This is a genomic window from Kaistella haifensis DSM 19056 (assembly GCF_000735695.2).
Lineage (GTDB): Bacteria > Bacteroidota > Bacteroidia > Flavobacteriales > Weeksellaceae > Kaistella > Kaistella haifensis.
The window spans coordinates 85738-106603 of the sequence record NZ_JASZ02000002.1 but is presented as its reverse complement, the minus strand read 5'-3'; the positions used below and the strand labels follow the sequence as shown (position 1 = coordinate 106603).

General features: G+C 37.2%; 18 protein-coding genes. 8 read left to right on the top strand and 10 right to left on the bottom strand.

The window, feature by feature from the left end:
* Positions 1–19: 19 nt before the first annotated feature.
* The gene (locus AP75_RS01755; RefSeq protein WP_088263470.1) at positions 20–1390 is read left to right on the top strand and encodes a tetratricopeptide repeat protein; all 1371 of its coding nucleotides are present in this window, start codon (positions 20–22) and stop codon (positions 1388–1390) included.
* Positions 1391–1458: 68 nt separating this feature from the next.
* Here AP75_RS01755 and AP75_RS01750 read toward each other — a convergent pair whose 3' ends face one another.
* The 3 genes from AP75_RS01750 to AP75_RS01740 form a co-directional block, all read right to left on the bottom strand.
* Complete coding sequence (locus AP75_RS01750; RefSeq protein WP_031501869.1) at positions 1459–2217, bottom strand: type III pantothenate kinase; 759 nt, start codon at positions 2215–2217, stop codon at positions 1459–1461.
* 17 nt (positions 2218–2234) lie between these two features.
* On the bottom strand, positions 2235–4073 hold the full coding sequence (locus tag AP75_RS01745) for a M1 family metallopeptidase (protein WP_394335366.1): 1839 nt from the start codon (positions 4071–4073) through the stop codon (positions 2235–2237).
* A gap of 104 nt (positions 4074–4177) precedes the next feature.
* Positions 4178–5863, bottom strand: coding sequence for a DUF6909 family protein (locus AP75_RS01740; RefSeq protein ID WP_088263469.1), 1686 nt, complete (start codon positions 5861–5863; stop codon positions 4178–4180).
* A gap of 204 nt (positions 5864–6067) precedes the next feature.
* Between AP75_RS01740 and AP75_RS01735 the strand changes: the two genes are divergently transcribed.
* Positions 6068–8269 (top strand): glutamine synthetase III family protein, encoded by a 2202-nt coding sequence (locus AP75_RS01735; RefSeq protein ID WP_088263468.1) that lies wholly within the window; start codon positions 6068–6070, stop codon positions 8267–8269.
* Between the two features lie 323 nt (positions 8270–8592).
* Positions 8593–9279, top strand: a complete 687-nt coding sequence (locus AP75_RS01730) for a C40 family peptidase (RefSeq protein WP_031501536.1) — start codon at positions 8593–8595, stop codon at positions 9277–9279.
* 201 nt (positions 9280–9480) lie between these two features.
* Here AP75_RS01730 and rodA read toward each other — a convergent pair whose 3' ends face one another.
* The 5 genes from rodA to AP75_RS01705 form a co-directional block, all read right to left on the bottom strand.
* Entirely contained in the window at positions 9481–10710 is a 1230-nt protein-coding gene (gene rodA, locus AP75_RS01725) for a rod shape-determining protein RodA (RefSeq protein ID WP_088263467.1), read from the bottom strand.
* The gene (locus AP75_RS01720) at positions 10707–12722 is read right to left on the bottom strand and encodes a penicillin-binding transpeptidase domain-containing protein (RefSeq protein ID WP_088263466.1); all 2016 of its coding nucleotides are present in this window, start codon (positions 12720–12722) and stop codon (positions 10707–10709) included. Before AP75_RS01720 ends, rodA begins: the two co-directional genes overlap by 4 nt.
* A 93-nt stretch (positions 12723–12815) precedes the next feature.
* Positions 12816–13322: a rod shape-determining protein MreD gene (locus AP75_RS01715; RefSeq protein ID WP_088263465.1), complete on the bottom strand. Its 507-nt coding sequence runs from the start codon at positions 13320–13322 to the stop codon at positions 12816–12818.
* A complete protein-coding gene (mreC, locus tag AP75_RS01710; RefSeq protein WP_031501540.1) occupies positions 13319–14170 on the bottom strand; it encodes a rod shape-determining protein MreC in 852 nt (283 codons plus the stop codon). Before mreC ends, AP75_RS01715 begins: the two co-directional genes overlap by 4 nt.
* A gap of 27 nt (positions 14171–14197) precedes the next feature.
* Positions 14198–15223: a rod shape-determining protein gene (locus AP75_RS01705; protein ID WP_031501539.1), complete on the bottom strand. Its 1026-nt coding sequence runs from the start codon at positions 15221–15223 to the stop codon at positions 14198–14200.
* 252 nt (positions 15224–15475) lie between these two features.
* Here AP75_RS01705 and hemA point away from each other — a divergent pair, with 252 nt between their 5' ends.
* The 4 genes from hemA to hemE are packed head-to-tail and all read left to right on the top strand — an operon-like array spanning position 15476 to position 19430.
* Positions 15476–16750 (top strand): glutamyl-tRNA reductase, encoded by a 1275-nt coding sequence (gene hemA, locus AP75_RS01700; protein WP_031501222.1) that lies wholly within the window; start codon positions 15476–15478, stop codon positions 16748–16750.
* Positions 16737–17651 carry a hydroxymethylbilane synthase gene (gene hemC, locus AP75_RS01695; protein WP_031501223.1) on the top strand — a complete coding sequence of 305 codons (915 nt, stop codon included), beginning with the start codon at positions 16737–16739 and terminating at the stop codon, positions 17649–17651. Before hemA ends, hemC begins: the two co-directional genes overlap by 14 nt.
* Before the next feature lie 43 nt (positions 17652–17694).
* Positions 17695–18402, top strand: a complete 708-nt coding sequence (locus tag AP75_RS01690; RefSeq protein WP_088263464.1) for a uroporphyrinogen-III synthase — start codon at positions 17695–17697, stop codon at positions 18400–18402.
* Positions 18399–19430 (top strand): uroporphyrinogen decarboxylase, encoded by a 1032-nt coding sequence (gene hemE, locus AP75_RS01685; RefSeq protein WP_088263463.1) that lies wholly within the window; start codon positions 18399–18401, stop codon positions 19428–19430. The genes AP75_RS01690 and hemE overlap by 4 nt, the downstream gene beginning before the upstream one ends.
* 78 nt (positions 19431–19508) lie before the next feature.
* Here the strand turns inward: hemE and AP75_RS01680 are convergent, their stop codons facing one another.
* Together AP75_RS01680 and AP75_RS01675 are read right to left on the bottom strand one after the other, a co-directional pair.
* The gene (locus AP75_RS01680; RefSeq protein WP_031501224.1) at positions 19509–20036 is read right to left on the bottom strand and encodes a GNAT family N-acetyltransferase; all 528 of its coding nucleotides are present in this window, start codon (positions 20034–20036) and stop codon (positions 19509–19511) included.
* Positions 20008–20511, bottom strand: a complete 504-nt coding sequence (locus AP75_RS01675; protein ID WP_088263462.1) for a YdeI/OmpD-associated family protein — start codon at positions 20509–20511, stop codon at positions 20008–20010. The genes AP75_RS01680 and AP75_RS01675 overlap by 29 nt, the downstream gene beginning before the upstream one ends.
* Before the next feature lie 85 nt (positions 20512–20596).
* Here AP75_RS01675 and AP75_RS01670 point away from each other — a divergent pair, with 85 nt between their 5' ends.
* Positions 20597–20860, top strand: coding sequence for a SemiSWEET family sugar transporter (locus AP75_RS01670; RefSeq protein ID WP_158212061.1), 264 nt, complete (start codon positions 20597–20599; stop codon positions 20858–20860).
* The last annotated feature ends 6 nt before the right edge of the window (positions 20861–20866 follow it).

The following is a 20866-nucleotide window of genomic DNA, read 5'->3' as shown; positions in this document are numbered from 1 at the left end:
AAGACAACGAGATATTACATTGGAAGATTTTTTTGATAACGAACTGGTACGAAAGTTCGAAGAAATGGTAGAAAATAATGATGAATTGTACTTCGAAACCGAAGAATACGAGGATATCATCATTCATTACCTAGAAATGGGCGATATCTCCTACGCAGAAGTGGCTACCAATTATGCGTTGAAACTTCACCCGAATTCTCTGGAACTCAAGATCAAACAATTTGAAGTTTACTTGGAACTCGAGAATTATACCCAAGCCAAAGAATTGATGCAAGAATTGAATGAATCTTCAATGGAAAGTATCGATTTTATGGTATGTTGTGCGAAATATTACTCCAATCTTGGGAATCCGCGTAGAGCAATTGAATATTGCTTAAAAGGTTTGGAACTGGATGAGGAAGAGAATTTTCTGCACAATTTCATCGCTGATGAATTTGTGAATCTTGAAGATCCTTTCAACGCTTTGAAACATTATAAATTGGCTTTAAGTTTCGATCAACAAGACGATTATGCGTTGGAAAACGTGATGTTCTGCTACAACCAACTGAAAAGAAGCGACGAAGCGATTGAATTCCTCAATGGTTACCTCGATCAGTTTGCTTTCTCAGAAACAGCTTGGTACGAATACGGACAGTTTTATTTCAACAAAAAAAACTACGAAGAAGCCATCAAGGGATTTGATTATCTTTTGGCAGTCAATCCGCAATCGGTGGGAGTTTATGCTAATAAAGCGGCATGTTTCGAAGCCATGGGCGAATGGTTGAAGGCGGTTGCTGTTTATCAGGAAATGCTGGAATTGGAGTATACCAAATCCTACACTTACTATAAAATCGGTTTGTGCTACAAGGAAAACAAACAACCTGTTTTAGCCCTGAATGCTTTCCAAAAATCGTTGAGAGACGACCCTCAGTTTTATCTCTCGATGATGGAACAGTCTTATATTTATGAGGAAATGGGAGGGATGAAGGAGGCATTGCATTTTGCGAAAGAAGCGGTTTCTTTAAATGATAATAATTTGGATTATCAAAAGCGACTCGCGTTTCTTTTCATCGATTCCGGGAAGTTTGAAGAGAGTTTAGAATGCTTGAAAAAACTTGTTGATTACGAACCAACGCGTTTTTACAATTGGTACGCTTATTCTAAAGTGCTCATGTTGATCGGCGATTTCGAAGATGCAATAAAAGTTTTGAAAAGCGCAACTCAAATGCATAACAGAGCAGAATTGTACTATCAATTGAGCAATTGCTATTTCCATCTTAACAATCAAAAAGAAGGAAGATTGGCGCTATCAACGGCTTTGGATCTTGATCCTCAGCTTTTGGAAGATATGAAACAGAAATATCCTTTCATAAAAGATGAAGCTGATAAAGTGAAAACCAAGAAGAAATAATTTCACCCCAATAATAAAAGAAACGCACCCGAAAAAGGTGCGTTTTTTATATTTTGAAATCTTATATTTTACAAATCTTTTCCTAAAAAGTATAAACCTTTCAATGTATGAAGCCGGTCTGCTATATGAATTTTTTCAGTTAAAGGTTTATAAACATGAGAAACTCCACCGGTTGCAATTACGAAACAATCTTCGTTTACTTCATCATTAATCCGGGTGATAAATCCTTCCACCATCCCGAGAAATCCGTAAACCATCCCGCTTTGCATACAAGAAACGGTATCCAAACCTAAAACTTTAGCTGGTTTTATCAGTTCAATTTCTGGTAATTGAGCGGTATCATGAATCAGTGAATTCAAAGAAGTGATAATTCCGGGAGCGATAATTACACCGATGGTTTCGCCGTTTTCGTCGATACAACTTGCGGTTAAAGCAGTTCCAAAATCGAAAATAATTTTTTTTCTTTTAGGATAAAGATGATGCGCTGCAACCAGATTTGCATAGATATCCGTTCCCATTTGTTTTGATTTCGGTTGCACTCCGGAAGGGGTATTTCGGTCAACGATGATGGGTTTTTTGCCATGAATTTTTTCAATAGCTCTTGTAATATCGTAAGTTAATTGCGGAACTACCGAACCAATAATCACTTTGTCGATTTTCTCGGCATCGATTTTATGGGTTTGATACATCATTATAAATTGCATTTGCAATTCGTCACTCGTTCGATAAGATTTGGTGTTGAGAATCCACGAAATATCGCAGTTGTCATCATCAAAAAGCCCGAATCTGATGTTGGTATTGCCTATGTTGATTACAATTGAATTCATTTAATTAAAGCTTGAAATTACTTTACTTCTATTAAGTTATCTTCCATATTGACATCAGCCAATCTCCCGGAAAAATCAATTCCCAAAGCGGAAATTTGTGATTTGTTGAAAGGAATCGTGAAAGTGTATTCTTTCTGTGTCCAAGGCCAATAATTTAAAGTTTCAAAATTCCCATAAATATCTTTCTTTTTCCAAGTATGCGTCATGTTGAGTGGAATTTGATAATTCACCACTTTTTTATCTTTCGTTAAAACAGAAAAATCAATTGGCATCGGAACCGAACCTTTGTTTTCCAAGGTAATTGTGGTCGAATTTGATTCGTGTTTCACATTTTTTACGCTATAATCGATCGTTTTGGTGGTATTAATCCAATAATGATGGAACCATTTCAAATTCATTTCGGAAATTTTCTGCGCAATATGCATGAAATCCCTATCGGTAGGATGTTTCAATTTCCATTGATTATAGAATTCTTTCATTACCAACGATAAATTTTGCTCTCCCATGATGTAACCCAATTGCACCAAGAAAAGTTCGCCTTTCACATAAGATGCAAAGGAATATGCAGTGCCATTATCATGGTGATCTCCCAACCAAACTGCCGGTTCTTCAATCCCTCTTTTCACGAAGTTTCGGTAGGAATTTAAACTTCCTACAAATGGGTTTGCGACTGGTTTTGCCGGCGGGAAAAGTTGGTGCATTACATAGCTTTCGTAATAACTTGTGAAACCTTCGTCCATCCAAGGTCGCACGCTTTCGTTATAAGCCAAAATTTGCTGATTCCAAGAGTGACCACCTTCGTGAACCATCAATCCAACCAAGCCTTCCAGTGAAGTTGCATTGCCCAACATCATCGTGCACATTCCGTATTCCATTCCGCCGTCTCCGCCTTGTATGAAAGCGTAAGTCGGGTAAGTATATCTTCCGAAAGCTGCATTCATCAGTTGGAAAAATTTGGTGATATAAGGTTTAGATTCTTCCCATAGTTTTGTTTTTTCAGATTTTTGGTAAACATAAAAAACTTTCGGTCCATCGAGAACAGTAAAGTTTTCCACAGTGTAATCTCTGTCTGCAGCCCAAGCGAAATCGAGGATGTTTTTAGCAGTCCATTTCCATGTTGCTTTGTTTTTATCATCTGTTTTAACGGTTGAATTCGCATCATAACCTTTAACTTCCATTGGGTTTTCCAGGTTTCCTCCGGCTCCGATTACGTATTCTTTATCAATTTTAATATTCACTTCGTAATCCGAAAATGGAGCATGAAATTCGCGACCAACATAATCAAAAGTTGCCCAACCATCATAGTCGTATTCTGCAATTTTCGGGTACCACTGCGTCATTGTCATATCGATTCCTTCTCGATTGTTTCTTCCGGAACGGCGGATTTGCTGAGGGATATTGGCGTCCCATTCCATGGTGAAAGTGGTAGAAGAATTGGGTTTTAAAGGCGTGTTCAGTTCCACCTTCATGATGGTTTCCTGAACTTCAAATTTCAAGTCTTTTCCGTTTTGTTTAATGAAATGAATGTTTTGTGCGCCTTCTTCCTCTTTCGGTATAGAAGCCAATCTTGAAATTCCGTTGATCTGCAATCTGGAATCTCCGTTTTTTCCTTGATTTTGAACTCTTTGATCCATCATAGAGCCAGCTTTGAACGCATTCCAATACAAATGAAAGTACACAACTTTCAATTCGTCAGGCGAATTATTGGTGTAAGTTAAAGTTTGTTTTCCTTGGTAAGTGAAATTTTGCGCATTGACATCAATATCCATTTTATATTTTGCATATTGGTGATAATAAGGGTTTTGCTGAGCTGAAAAAAGTGCAAAGAAAAAAGTAAAAACGAAAAAGTACCGCATTTTCATATTGAAATAATTTTTTGAATGGGAAAGATAAGAAATTTTAATAAAAAACCCTTTCATCGCGAGGTTGGATGAAAGGGTTGTATGATTTTAGCAAGGTCTTATTTCTTGGTTTCGGTTTTGCCGCTTGATAAAATTTTCTCTAAAATTCTTAAAGTAATTAAATAAGTTGGTTTCACTCCTGTTAATCCCAAGCCTCCGGAAGATAGGGTAGAACCTGTTTCCAAAGGATTATCGGAAGCGTAATAAGCATACATTACAAATAAATCTTCCGAAATGTGGTGGCGGATTTTGGAAGCAACCTGTATTGCTTTTTGGTAATGCGCTCCTTCCATTTCCAAACCAATGGCTTTCCAGGAAGTATCCATGAAATAGCGCAGAATGTCTTTGTTCTGAAGTGAAGTTCCGAGTACCGTTATCATTCCTCCTTCGAATGCTTGGAGTTCATCATCTTCGAAATCTGAAAGTTTCAACGCATTTTCAAACGGGTAATTATCAGCAGTTCCTTCGAAAACGTGAGAGGTTGGGATCATGATATCTCCTTTTCCTCCTTTTAAAATTCCGGCCTTACCCATGATCGAGATGGATTTTACCTTCATGGTGTAGATTTCGCCATTGTAGTCGTACGGGCGAAGAAGCTCGTCCATCACTTCGAAAGCTTGTTCCCCGAAAGCATAATCGAAAACCATTATTACATCGTCTCCGCCGAATTTGATTCCTGCGAAAGGCGTGTTTTTAAGGTCGGTTTTGGATAAATCGATAATCTGTACATCGATGTTGCTTCCACTTTGGTCATCAATGTAAATTAAACCCGCTTTCTGTGAATGCTCAAGAACTTTTTCCTGAAGCGATTTTTTGTTGGAAATTTCTTCATAAAGTTTAAAATCGACATCTTTCGTCGACTTTTTCCCTAATGCATCATTGGCGTAAAGCATATTCTTTACCGAGTGCATATTGGCGGAGATAATGTGCAAAGGTCTCATCTGCAGATTGTTTTCTGCCAGAACTTCTTTTACTTTATTGGCCCATTTTTCACCAAAGAAATGATGCCCAACCCTTTCGCGGAGAATTGCAGAGAAATGCACTTCTCGCTCTCTGATCTTTTTATTGTCATTGAAACTTTCGTTTCCAAGATGATAAATAATTTTGAAAAGTCTGTCCGGATTTTTATCATCACCGAAATTATTATAAGCATTCAAGGTTTCATCGAAAGTTCTTCCCAATAAGGAGGAAAGATGAATTAAAGCAACTTCTTTTTCTTTTCTGCTGAATTTTTTCTCGCCTGTGGCTACTTCTTCGATGATTTTCCAGGCGCGCGTAGGTTTGTCGTTTTCATCGGAAATGAAAGCGAGGTTCTTAATTTTATCTGCTTCTATATATAAGAAGGTAAGGTGGGTAAGAATATCGTAGATTTCAGATCGTCCTAAAAGTACTTCGATATTCATTTGATGCTTATCGATACGGTAGCAGTTTCTGCGTCTTTTCTTAGGAACAATAACCTCGAAGCTGCCTTTTTCGAATCCTTCGTCGGACGTAAGGTGAATGAATGAACATTCTTCGATTCCCTCCGGAAGACGATCGAGTACATACAATAGCCCGTCAAGTTCAATTTTATTGGGAACGCCCATTGTTCCGTAAATTTCAGGGTTGATGGTCATTAATAGAGACCGAAGACTTTCGCCGGAGATTCCGGAAGGTTTGAAAAAACCGCGATAGAATAAGTGTCGCATCGAAACGTATAGTCGCTCAATTGCTTCTGTAGTTTCTCTTGCTCGTGAATTTACCATAGGTGTATCTTTTGGCAAATATAACACATATCTCTCAAATTTCTATATTCTCTAATTATTGATGCTATTAATTAAAAATGAATCTTTGTTAATGTAATTCCTATATAAATTGATATAATTATACTCGACCCCAAAAATTTAAAGGGTTTGCGTGTTTGTTTTTTATTTTTTTGTAATTTAGCCCCATCAAAAATACACTAAAATATGTCATCATTAAGATTTAAAGCTTTAGAAATGTTGTCTTTCAAAGACTATAGAAAAGACAATGCGGTTACAGTACCGGCAAAACTTTCGGAATTGTTCTGCCAAAATGTTTTCTCGGAAGAAACAATGAGAGAATACTTAACCAAAGAAGCGTTTACATCCATCCAAAATGCGATAAAAAGAGGAACCAAAATCCAAAGAGATGTTGCAGATCAAATTGCTGTAGCAATGAAAGATTGGGCGTTGAGCAAAGGTGTAACTCACTATACGCACTGGTTTCAACCGTTGACAGGTTCTACTGCGGAGAAACACGATTCATTCTTCACACCTTTCGAAAGCGATCGCGCAATTGAAAGATTTTCCGGCGGAATGCTTATTCAGCAAGAGCCAGATGCGTCTTCATTTCCGAATGGTGGAATTCGAAATACCTTCGAAGCGAGAGGTTATACCGCGTGGGATCCTACATCGCCGGCTTTTATCGTTGGAACTACTTTGTGTATTCCCTCTATTTTTATTTCTTATACAGGGGAAACTCTAGATTATAAAGCACCTCTTTTAAGAGCTTTGCATGCGGTAGATGAAGCTGCAACCGATGTTTGCAAATCTTATTTTGATAAAAATGTTACCAAAGTAATTCCTACTTTAGGTTGGGAACAAGAATACTTTTTGGTAGATTCTGCATTGTATCAATCTCGTCCGGATTTGGTGATCACCGGGAAAACTCTTCTTGGACATTCTCCTGCGAAAGGGCAGCAACTTGATGATCATTACTTTGGATCAATTCCGACAAGAGTAATGAACTTTATGAAAGAATTGGAAATTGAGTGTATGAAATTGGGAATTCCGGTGACCACTCGACATAATGAGGTGGCACCCAACCAATTCGAGTTGGCTCCGATGTTTGAAGAAGCCAACGTTGCCGTAGATCATAATTCATTATTAATGGATATTATGGCGAGAGTTGCGCACAAACACCATTTCCATATTTTGTTCCACGAAAAACCTTTTGCAGGCGTGAACGGAAGCGGAAAACACAACAACTGGAGTTTAGCAACCGATACCGGCGAAAATTTGCTAAGCCCTGGTAAAAATCCTAAAAAGAACCTTCAGTTTCTTACCTTTTTTGTAAATACTTTGAAAGCTGTTCACGATTATGCAGATCTTTTAAGAGTAAGTATTGCTTCTGCAAGCAACGATCACCGCCTTGGAGCCAACGAAGCACCACCAGCGATTATTTCTGCATTTATTGGAAGTCAGCTTTTCAATGTTTTGGAAGAATTGGAAAAAGTAACGGACGGAAAATTATCTCCTGAAGAGAAAACCGAACTTAAATTAAACGTTGTAGGTAAAATTCCTGAAATTTTATTGGATAATACCGATAGAAACAGAACTTCACCATTCGCTTTCACAGGAAACAAATTCGAGATTAGAGCAGTTGGATCATCTGCCAATTGCGCGGAAGTAATGACGGTGATGAATGCTATCGTTGCGAAGCAATTGCAAAACTTCAAAAAAGAAGTAGATGAATTGATAGAAACAAAAGGCTTGAAAAAAGACGAAGCCATCTTTAATATTCTAAGAGAGTACATCAAAGATTCTAAGAAGATTATGTTTGAAGGTGATGGATATTCTGAAGATTGGGCGAAAGAAGCTGAAAAAAGAGGATTGAACAATTTAAAGACTACTCCGGAAGCTCTGAAAAAAGAATTAGACAAAAAATTTGTTGCACTGTACGAAGAACTAGGAATTTATACTCACCGCGAACTTGAAGCGAGAAATGAAATTAAATTAGAAAAATATTCTACCGTGATCTCTATCGAAGCTACTGTTTTAGCAGATATTGCCAGAAACCATATTATTCCTTGTGCGCTTAATTACCAAAACAGACTCATCGAAAATGTGAAAGGTCTAAAAGAAATATTCGGAGACAAAGAATTTAAAACCCTTGCAAAAGAACAGATGAACATGATCTCTGAAATTTCAGGTTATGTTTCCGTGATGAAAGTGGAAGCTGATAAATTGTTAGAAGCCATCGCAACAGCGAAAAAAGCCCCAAATTCACAGAAAGTTGCAGAAGCATTTTGCAATGATGTGAAACCGCTATTCGATAAAATCCGTGAAGCTTCCGATGCTTTGGAAATGGTCGTTGATGACGAACTTTGGCCAATGACCAAATACCGTGAATTATTATTTATACGATAATATTTGTTCAAAAATCATTATTAAGAGCCCTGAAATATTTTTCAGGGTTTTTTGTTTTAGGTTTCTCAATTATAGAGTGCAGTAATAATTTGAATAGATGACGCATATAAATGTTAACAAATCTTAATAAAAAACAAAACCACAATCTCTTAAATAAAGGGATTGTGGCGATTTTTGCTTTAACATAAGCAAAAGAATTGTTAAAAAGTGTTAAAGTAAGTTTTGAGAAAGGGTGATTTCACCCTCCTTCGAACTTGAATACTTAATTTTGCTTTGCTTTTAAAACGAAATATTTCATCTTTAACACAGATAATCAAATATATATGAAGAAAAGAGTTCTGATTTATCTTGTTGCTATTACTGCTACATTTTCAATGCAGTCTTGTGTTAGCAACTACGTTGTTTCATCACCAGCAACACACCTCAATACATACAAATCAGATGCCAAACTTGCATCAATCGATAATAAAAAATTAGAAACTGCTAAAGCACAATTACTTAGTAATTTTAAAGATGAGAATCTTGTCGCTACAAAGGCGTTAGAAGCTACTTTAAGAAACGAAGAAATTGCTAAAACTGTAAAATTCACCAAAAAAATTGATGATCTTTTAGCCGAAGCTCAAACCTATTTGGGAACTCCGTACCGTTACGGTGGAATGACCAGAAATGGAATTGATTGCTCCGCATTCGTTCTTTCGGTTTTCGGATCAGTAACTGGAATGAATTTGCCAAGAGTAGCAGCATCTCAAGCTCAAGAAGGTGAAAAAATCGAGAAAGATCAACTTCAAAAAGGAGATTTGGTTTTCTTTTCTCACCAAGGCAGAGGGAGAATCTCACATGTCGGAATTGTAGAAGAAGTTTCACCAGAAGGAGATGTGAAATTTATCCACGCTGCTACTTCCAGAGGTGTGATGATTTCATCACTGAATGATTCTTATTGGGGACCCAGATACAGATTTGCGAAGAGAGTAATCTCTATAGATTCTTTCAACAATTTAGCAAATAACTAAGAATAAATACAAAAAGTAAATAATTGATTCAATAAAAAGCTGCTCGATAAGGCAGCTTTTTTTGTTTTCAGGTAACTGAAACTTTTTAATTAGATTTAATTAATGAAATTTACTTGTTATTGATGTTTAAAAATGTTAACTAAACTTTAGAAATATCTTCTTTAATAATGAATGGTAACTTTAAAATAATTATTGGTTTAATTACACCAAACTATTGCGATCGGCGTAGTTTAATTTGAAGAAAATAAAAGTCATAATGGAGAATGCTAACAAAGAACTTCCCCCGTAACTAAAGTAAGGTAAAGGAATCCCAACCGTTGGAAACAGTCCCATTACCATGCCTAAATTAATCGCAAAGTGCATCAAAAGAATTGAAGCAAAAGAGTAGCCGAAAACGCGGTTAAATGCCGATTTCTGTTGCTCGGAAAGGTAATAGATGCGACCAATGAAAATGGCATAAAAAATCACAAGCAGAGTGGCTCCGAAAAAACCCCATTCTTCGCCCACGGTGCAGAAAATATAATCGGTTTCTTGTTCCGGAACGAATTTTCCTTGGGTTACTGAGCCTTCTTTGTATCCTTTTCCGAAGAAACCGCCGGAACCAATGGCTGTTTTAGAATATAAAAGATTGTAGCCCGAAGTGTCGCGAAATGCCTTTTCACCTTTGTACAAAACTTCAATTCTTTCACGTTGGTGTTTTGGCATTTTTTCTAAAATTTTTGGAGTTGCAAAAGCTATTCCGGAGAGTAGCAGAAATGATCCAATAAAACCGGAAATAGAAACAACGTTCCAATGAATTCTGTGGTAATTAAAAAAGATAATAATTAGGAAAATTAAACTAATCCCAATAATTACATAAAGAGGATCCACCGCCAATGCTACTAAGAAAACTGCAGCTAAAATCGCGCCCACACCGAAGACCCAGCCGCTAAGCCCTTCCCGGAAAAGCGCAATAAAAAAAGCCGTAAAGACCAATAGTGAACCCACATCAGGAATCGCAAGCACAACAATCGCGGGAATACCGATTATAGCAAGAGTTGTAAGCAGTGATTTCTGGTTTTTCAAATTAAAATCGGGGCCGGAAACATAATTTGCTAGCATTAATGCAACCCCTATTTTAGCAAATTCAACTGGTTGCATGGTAACTCCGCCGAATTTGTACCAGTTTTTTTGTCCTAAAATTTCTGTTCCAAAAGGGAATAATCCAATCAAAAGCAAAATGCCGATTACATAGATTATGCTTGCAAAATTCTCGAAAAATTTGGTTCTCATCATGAAAATAATCAAGCCCACGACGATAGAAATGCAGAGGAAAATAAGTTGTTTTTTACCTAAACCCTCATCCACACTATAGATATTCGCTACTGCAAAAAAAGAAATAGCGAGATAAAGAAAGATACTGGTTTTGTCTATGCCTTCTGTCCACTTCATTTTTTAGGATTTTGTGTTTTAAGTTTCAGCCGTAGCGAGTCTCTCTTAAAGACAAGTTTTGAACGGAGATTTTCGTTTTTTATAAATTTTAAACTGTCTTCAATGCTTTGGATTTTTAAAGAATCTTTGTTAGGTTCTTTGTAAAGTCCTTTTCGTTTCAGTTCGGCATTCCATTGTCGTCGGTATTCCGGCATGAAACTCGCGTTAGTAAGCTTTTTATAAAGATGTTCTCTTTTTAAATCACCCGTTAAATATTTTTCGGCAATCACAGCAGCTGCGGGTCCAGCCCAAGTTGCACCGAATCCAGCGTGTTCCATTACGGCAACGATGACGATTTTAGGATTATCTGCAGGTGCAGCCAATACAAAAATTGAGTTGTCTTTTCCTTGTGGAACTTGTGCAGTTCCGGTTTTTGCCAGCATTGTAAAGTCGTTGGATTTAAGTCCTCTTGCTGTTCCATTCAGTACTACTGCTTCCATTCCTTTAATGATGGGCCCAAAATGTTTAGGGTTTACCAGAGTTTTGTGTTTTACTTTAAATCTTGGATCAGGATTTGGTTTTCCATCAATCGATTTCACGATATGAGGCGTATAATACCAACCTCTGTTTACGATTGCGGCAGTTGCATTCGCCATTTGAAGTGGGGTAAGCAAAACATCACCTTGCCCCATTCCGTTGAAAATAGATCCATTCATCGTGTAGGCAGAGCTCCAATCTTTTTTGCCACTTCTTTTTTCATAAAAAGCTCCAGAAGGAATTCTACCTTTCGAACCTACGGCCAAATCGTTGTTCAAAAATTCTCCCACTCCGAAACTGCTCATGATTTTCTTCCATTCGTCCACACCTTTTGATGGATTTCCGGGATATTTATTCATGATTGCAATGAAAGCATAGGAAAAATAGCAGTTACTCGACACCTGAATTGCCGGAATCAGCGGATCAGCGCCGCCATGTCCTTTTACTCTTAATCCTTTATAGTTAAATCCTCCACCACAAGGGAAAATGGTATTTTCGTCCATCACGCCCATTTGCATCGCAGCAGCCGCCGTGAGAAGTTTGAAAGTTGAACCCGGCGGATAAGCCGCTTGTAGAGAACGATCAAAAGTTGGACGATTGTTATAAATCGTGTCCATTTGCAAACGATACAAGTTTTTGGTCTTATCTGGACCTACGAATAAATTGGGATCAATATCCGGACCCGTTGCTAGAACAAGAATTTCACCATTTTTAGGATCAATTGCTACAATTGCACCTTGTTTATTCACTAACATTTCTTCGGCCAATTTTTGCAAATCGTAATCAATGGTGAGGGTAATGTCTTTTCCGGTGATTACTTCTTTGTCTAAAGTTCCGTTTTTGTAAGGGCCTACATTTCTAAGGCGAATATCTTTTTGGATGTATTGTATGCCTTTTTCGCCGCGAAGTTCCTTTTCATAAGATTTTTCAACACCGGTTTTCCCAATGAAATCTCCCGGAAGATAATACAGCGAATCTTTTTTGATCTCCCGATCGTTTACCTCATTGGTGTAGCCCAACAAATTTCCGGAAGTTGAAACTTCGTACTGTCGTTGTGGTCTGGAAACGATGCTGAACGCCGGATATTTAAAGATAATTTCTTGTATTCTTGCGATTTCTTCCCTGCTCAAATTCTTCATGAAAGTCATCGGAGTGAGCTTAGAATAGTATTTTTCTTTTTTGATGAGGTTAATTCTTTTAATGAAATCTTGTTTGCTGATTTTCATTATATTACAAAATCCCAAAGTATCGAAATCACTTTTTATCAAAGCTTCGGTGAAAGAAATTTCGTAGGAAGGCTGGTTTCCGACCATAATTTTTCCATTTCTATCGAAGATTACACCCCGTTGTGGAATAATATATTCTGTTTTAATGGAAGTATTTGCAGCGTTCAGCGCATATCGATCGGTGAAAAGTTGCAAATAAGCTAATCTTGCGATAAAAATTAAAGCAAGTATGAATAGTATAGAGGTAATTTTAAGGTACTGTGATTTCATGCGTTTTGATTAACATTTTCTTCCAAAGCTCGCGTGGAATTCGAAATTAGGAAAAGCGTTATCTTTTAATTCGGATTAAAAATGGGGCAATTTCTAAACCTTTTGTTTTACTTTAAATGCCAATGCATAGATCATTATAAATATAAAAGAAATCGCGCTTGTTGCCAAAACATTCATAAAGATTTCGAAGAATCTACTGAATTTGAAAAACTCAATATACTGAACCAGAAGCTGGTGCAAGAAAATACTCGATAAAATGAAAAACAAATATTGAGACCATTGCAACGACTGAAATGAGAAAAAGTCTGTCGAAGTATCGGTTGAGGTTCGGAAAATTAAAGTTCGGAAATACGCAATCATGGTTGTTGCGAACGCGTTGATTCCCCAAGTGTAGAGAAACGCATCAATTCCTAATCCGAGGATAAAACTGAGCGCTAAAAACTGAAAACGGTTTCTGAAAAACGGATAAAACATCACGAAAACCGGATACATTACCGGAGTGTATTTTCCGAAAAGCGTAATGCGATTCAGCACGAAAATCTGTAATGCAATCAGCAAAACAATAATCAGGATATCGGTAAAAAGGGTTCTGCTTATCATTTCTCTTTATTTATAGTCGCTTGTAGCGTATCCTGTATCTTTTGAACTTCGGCTTTTTTCAGGTTTTTCACCACATATATTTTGCTGAGGTTGCCCATTTTCTCACTCAGTTCCACGGAAATATCCCAGAAACCGGTTTTGCTGTCGACTTCATATCCGGAAACTTTTCCAATCATAATTCCTTGTGGAAAAATCGCAGATTTACCATCGGTTACTACGGTATCTCCAATTTGAAGTGGAACATATTTCGGCACATCAGCGAGGTGCATAATTCGGGAATCTTCGCCTTTCCATGTTAAAGTTCCGAAATAACCTGATTTTTTTAAGGAAGCGTTGATTTTGATTTTATTCAAGCTTAAAACAGATTGAACCAACGCATAAGAATTTGTAGAATTAATCACGATTCCGGCGATTCCTTTTGGAGCCATAACGCCCATTTGTGGCAAAACTCCATCTCGTCTTCCGCGGTTGATGGTGAAGTAATTATCTTTCCGGTTGATGCTATTGAAAACGATTTCACCGTCTACAAAAGTATAAATTTGTCCACCCCCGATGGTGTCATGAACTTTTCTGAAATTGGGAATCCCGGAAGGGTTTTTTCCATAGACCTGCTCCATCAAAACTTTGTTTTGGGCAACAAGTTGCTCATTGATTTGCTTTAATTTAAGGTAAGAAGTTCCTTCGTCGATATATCCGGAAACCCAGGAATTGAAAGCCGCCGTTTGTCCCGAAATCCACGATTGTTGCATCGAGTTTCTGCTGAAAATCAGTACCAAAGCGGTGAGCTGCAGAAATAGGAAGAAAACGAACAAACCGTTCTTCGAAAATAATCGCAGCAAAAATCCCATCAGTTAATGTCGTAAAAAAGTTAAAAATTATTTAATCAGGAAGTTGAATTTATCCATATTTTTCAAAGCGATACCTGTTCCGCGAACCACCGCTCTCAAAGGATCTTCAGCTACAAAAACCGGAAGGCCTGTTTTCTTGTGAAGTCTATCTGCAAGTCCTCTGAGCAAAGCACCACCGCCGGCAAGATAAATTCCTGTTTTGTAGATATCTGCAGCCAATTCAGGTGGAGTAAGCGAAAGGGTTTCCATTACCGCATCTTCAATTCTGATGATCGATTTGTCCAATGCGCGAGCGATTTCCTTGTAGTTTACCATAATTTCTTTAGGCTTACCTGTAATCAAATCACGCCCTTGAACCGGAATATCCTCAATATCAACATCCAGTTCTTCTACGGCAGATCCTACTTCGATTTTTACTCGTTCGGCAGTTCTTTCACCGATATACAAATTGTGATGCGTTCTCAGGTAATATGCAATATCATTGGTAAAAACATCACCTGCAATTTTCACGGACTTGTCGCAAACAATTCCTCCTAGAGCTACTACTGCGATTTCGGTAGTACCACCACCGATGTCGATAATCATGTTACCTTCGGGTTTTTGAACATCAATTCCTACCCCAATTGCAGCAGCCATTGGTTCGTAGATCAAACGAACTTCTTTGGCATTTACTTTTTGTGCAGAATCTCGTACCGCTCTTTTTTCTACTTCGGTAATTCCGGAAGGAATACAAATTACGATTTTTAAAGTAGGTTGAAAAAGCTTTCCTTTAATGCCGGGAATTTGTTTGATAAACTCTTTGATCATGTGTTCAGATGCATGAAAATCAGCAATTACACCATCTTTCAAGGGTCTAATTGTTTTGATATCTTCGTGAGTTTTTCCTTGCATGTGTTTCGCCTTTTCGCCTACTGCGATTGGTTTTCCGCTAGAACGCTCAATTGCTACTATAGAAGGTTGATCGATAACGATCTTGTTATTATGTATAATAAGTGTGTTTGCTGTGCCTAAGTCAATCGCAATATCTTGCGTGAACATATCAAATAGCCCCATTTTTTCTTGATTTTTTTTAAGTGTACAAAGATATAAATTTAGAACCGTTCTAAAAATTAGATTCTCAGTTAATTTGGTTAAAATTTTATTAAAATTCAAAACTCTTTCGAAATAAAATGTACATAACTAATGGTTTCATTTTTAATTAAAAATCCTAAAATAAAATTCAGAAACTCATAGATTTTACTGATAAAGTTCATTTTTTGGAACCTTCACCAATTCAATTTAAAATCTTAAATTTGCGGTTGCTTTATGAATCAGGATACCAACATTCACAAAACCGCCAATTTCGCTGTCCTCAGCGTCAGTTTCGAGAAAGCTGATGCCGAAACTCGGGGAAAATTTGCTTTTTTTGACGAAAACGTTAAAAATTTCGTCAATGAAATCCATGACCAAAACATGGGCGATGCCTTTGTGGTTTCCACCTGCAACCGGACCGAAATTTATACCACTACGCAGAATTATCTGCTGATTGCCGAGCTTTATTGCAAAACCATCGGAGTGAGTCTTACAGAATTCATGCAATATGTGAATATCCTGAAACACGAAGAAGCTTTGAATCATCTTTTTCGGGTTGCGGCCGGTTTGGAAAGCCAGATTATTGGTGATTTTGAGATCATTGGGCAGATTAAGAACGCCTATCACCGTTTCAAAAAAGAAAAGAAATATTCCAATCCTTTTCTAGAGAGAGCAATAAATTCTGCAATTCAAATTTCAAAAAGAATTAAAAATGAAACCGGAATTTCCAATGGAGCAGCTTCCGTTTCGTATGCAGCGGTTCATTACATTCTAAAAAACCAAGCGCAGATTTCCGATAAGAATATTTTGCTTTTGGGAGTCGGGGAAATTGGTCAAAATACAGTTGAAAACCTCGTAAAACACGTTTATAAACCGCGGGTAAAAGTTGCCAACAGAACTTCCGAGAAAGCAGAAAAAATTGCGGAAAAATATAATATTCCACAAATTCCTTTCGATAATTTGCACGAAGAACTCGCGGAAACCGATATTCTTATTGTTGCAACAGGTGCGCAACATCCGATCATTAATAAAACTCATTTCCCGAACGGAAAAGAAACCTTGGTTATCGATCTTTCGATCCCGAATAACGTAGAGAAAAATGTCACCGAAAACACCAATGTGAGTTTGGTCGATGTCGATCAGCTCTCGCTTCACATCAGCGAAACCATGATCCAAAGACAAAAAGAAATTCCAAAAGCGGAAAGCATCATCAAAGAAATGACGAAGGATTTTGTAGAATGGGAAAAGAAAAGGAAATTAGCTCCTAATATTCATCATTTCAAAGCGGCACTGAAAAAAATGGAGAATTATGAAATGCACAATATTCACAAAAAACACAAGTATGTTGATGTGAATGATATGCAACTTTCGGATAAACTGATCCAGAAAATCACCAACAGATTTGCAAAGTACATCATCGATAACCCTTTGAAAGCGGAAGAAATCAGCAAATTGATGCACGAAATTTTGGTGGAACAGCCCAAAAACGAATTCAATGAAAAGCATTAAAATTGGAACCAGAAACTCACCGCTCGCTTTGTGGCAAGCGCGTGAAGTGGCAAGAAATCTCCAAAACAGAAATTTTGTCACCGACATCACACCAATTGTTTCCACAGGTGATAAAAACCTCACACAACCGCTTTATTCATTGGGGATTACAGGCGTTTTTACCCGAGATCTCGATATTGCACTATTGAATAAAGAAGTGGATATTGCCGTACATTCTCTCAAAGACATTCCTACCGAATTGCCTACAAACATTGAGATTATCGCGGTTTTGGAAAGAGACTATCCAGAAGATGTTTTGGTAAGAAAAAAAGAATCCCAAACCCTGGATTTGAAAGATTTGAAAATTGCGACAAGCAGTTTGAGAAGACGTGCTTTTTGGTATAAAGAATTTCCGGGAACTGCAATTTCAGACATTCGAGGCAACGTACAAACTCGGTTAAAAAAGCTTGAAGAAAACGATTTCGACGCAACACTTTTTTCACTTGCGGCGATTAAAAGAATGGAATTAAATATTGAATATGAACAACTTCCGATGATGATTCCTGCGCCGGCACAAGGTGTAGTAGCGATTTGCGGACGTGCTGATGATGAGGAAATTAAAGAGATATTTAAAGACATTAACCATAAAAAGACACAAATTTGCATTGATATAGAAAGAAATTTCCTCAATACTTTGGAAGGTGGTTGTACCGCTCCCATCGGGGCTTTTGCTGAAATAAATGATCAAAATGAAGTGCGATTTCAGGCCAGATTATGCTCCTTGGACGGAAAAAATAGCATCGAAACCGACGAAATTTTCCAGTGGAATGAACATAAAAACTTCGGAAAGATTTTGGCCGAAAAGGTATTGAATAATGGCGGAAGGGAGCTAATGGCGGAGATTAAAAATCAATTAAAATAGCCCAAAAACACCAGGTTTTTCAGCTATTGACAATATTTGTTTCATGAAAATTCTCTTTACAAAAAAAATCAACCCATTGATGATTTCCAAGAAATTAGGAGGTCATTTTTCTTATGATTTTGTAGATGTAATAAAAATAAATCAGTTGGAAGTTGAATCGTTTGATTTGAAAGATAAATCCTTGATTTTCACCAGTGTTAATGCGGTTAATTCTTTTTTTAGTAATCATTTTCTACCCAATGAGAATTTTGCCGAACGCAATTTCAATAAGATTTACGCGGTAGGACAGATGACGAAGAGGGAACTTAGGAAATTTGGTTTTGGAACTTTCAAAGTGACCAAGAACGCGAAGGAGCTCGCTGAATTTATTATTGAAAACAGCCCGAAAGAAAAATTTCTTCACTTCTGCGGAAATCTCGCCCTTAACGTCTTGAATAAAGCTTTACCACTGCAAAATATTTCCTACAAAAAAATTCCCGTTTACGAAACTGAACTGCTTTATCCAACGATTTCTGCAAAATATGATGCGGTTTGTTTCTTCAGTCCCAGCGGTGTGCGTAGTTTTGCAAAGTTTAATTCTTTAGAAGATTTTCAGCTATTTTCTATCGGAGAAACTACGACAAAAGAGATAAAAAAAATTACCAAAAATACAGTCATAACAAGCTCTGAGAGCAATGTTGATGATTTGTTGAATTTAATTTCTTCCCACTATAGCCCAGAAGTGGAGGCAGAACAAAATAATAAGTTATGATTAAAAACGACCTTTACCTAAAGGCATTACGAGGCGAAATCGTAGAAAGACCGCCGGTTTGGATGATGAGACAAGCCGGAAGATTTTTGCCGGAATTCCGTGCACTTCGTGATCAGTACGATTTTTTCACAAGATGCCAAACTCCGGAACTTGCAGCGGAAATTACCATGATGCCGATCCGCAGATATCCACTAGATGCAGCCATTCTTTTTTCAGATATTTTGGTAGTTCCGCAAGCGATGGGATTGGATTTTAAGATGAAAGAAAATGTAGGGCCATGGCTCGATGAACCTATCCGAACTTTGGAACAAGTGCAAAATATTCCAGTTCCTGATGTAAATGATACTCTGGGATATGTTTTCGATGCGATTGAACTTACCCTTCAGAAATTGGATCGTGAGATTCCATTAATTGGTTTTGCCGGTTCTCCATGGACAATTTTGTGCTATTGTGTAGAAGGTAAAGGTTCTAAAGCATTTGAAATTGCCAAAACTTTTTGTTTTCAAAATCCGGAAGCGGCCCATCTTTTACTTCAAAAAATTACCGATACCACAATCGCTTACTTAAAAAGAAAAGTTGAAAAAGGTGTTTCTGCTGTTCAGATTTTCGATTCTTGGGGCGGAATGCTCTCTCCGGATGATTACGAAGTATTTTCGTGGAGATACATCAACCAAATTGTTGAGGCCTTGAGTCCGCTTACTCATGTTGTTGTTTTCGGGAAAGGTTGTTGGTTCGCGTTAGAAGAAATGACGATGTCTAAAGCTTCTGCATTGGGTGTCGATTGGACCATCAAACCTGAATTTGCTAGAGTTCTTACGAATCATTCGATGACTTTACAAGGAAATTTCGATCCTACAAGATTACATTCTACACCCGAAACCATCAAGAAAATGGTGAACGAAATGATTAATCGATTCGGAAAAGATCGATATATCGTGAATCTTGGTCACGGAATTTTACCAAATATTCCTTTAGAAAACGCCGAAGCCTTCATCAAAGCGGTGGTAGATTGGAAACCGAATTACTAGGTAGCGCGAGCGAAGCGAGCGCCAAAAAGTGGAATCCTTAAAAAATTAAAACGCACCTAAAAGTGCGTTTTTTAATGTTTAAATAGCCTCAATTGAGATTTCATAATAAAGCAATTCAACATCATCGCCGGGAAGCGTTACTATTTTTTTGTACTTCAAACCTAATTTTTCAATAAGTTTTTGAGACGAAAAATTTGTTTTTGTCGTAATTGCGGAAATTTTCTTTAAGTTAAATTCTTGAATTACAGTTTCTAAAAGCTTTGAAGCAGATTCAAAACCATAACCACGTCCTTCAAATTCCGGGAGAAATGAAAACCCTATATCATGAACATCTAATCCTTCTCTTTCGAAAATTCCCACGGAACCGATCTTTTTTCCGTCGCTTTTTCGGGTAATCAAATAATTTCCGAATCCAAGCTTTTCGTATTGTGGCAGAAATTTTTGGATGATGTAATTGGCTGCATCTTCCGTGTTTTTAATATTTCTGTCTCCGATAAACTCAATGAATTTCGGAGAATTATAAAGTTCCAGAATAAATTCTGCATCATCCGAAGAAATCGGACGCGTCGTTAATCTTTCAGTTTCTAAATGATTGATTTTCTTCATTATATTCCTTTTTTCCGGCGAGAATCATTTCGATCATTTTCACTTTTCTGTTTTCTCGTGTTTCGGGTTTTTTCGCTTCCACAATCCATCGGATGTACTCTTTTCGGTGGGTATAGCTCATTTTGTCAAAAAGTTCCTTGGCTTGTAGATTGTCATTAAAAACGATTTTTACATCATCCGGAATTTCTACAATGCGTTCTTCATTATCTTCCCATAGTTTTGCGGAAACTTCATCTCCAAAGGATTTCCTGAGTTTATTCCTGATTTGTTGGGTAAGTCCGAGTCTATGACAATCGCTTTTCATTTTGGCTAAACTACCGCGATATTCTACGTGACCGTCGAAAATTGCTTTAATTTTAACCTGTCCTTTTTTCCCGAAAAGTTCTTCCGTGGAAAATGGAAATTCAACAAAAGCTGCATTTATTTCGCCGTGTTGAATGATTTTTCCTTTAAATGAAATGTAATCCTGTGTCATTTTTAGCTAAACTGAATTCAAATTTAAAGAAAACCACGGCATAAAAATGGAATATGCTTTAATAGCTTTAAAAAAAAGAAAAATTATGGATATTGAAATTATTGGTTTTATCGCCGGTGGTTTATCTTCGGCGCTTTTTGTTCCTCAAATTATTAAAATTTTGAAAGAAAAATCTGCAGAAGAAATTTCCTTAATTACTTGTATTATTGGAGTTTTGAGCAGCGGTTTATGGTTGTGGTTTGGAATAGGTAAAGATCATATTTCGATGATTGTTACCAACAGTATTTCGGTGGTAGCTACGATGATTTTGATCATCCTAAAACTCATTTATAACAAAGAAAAAAACTAATTTTGT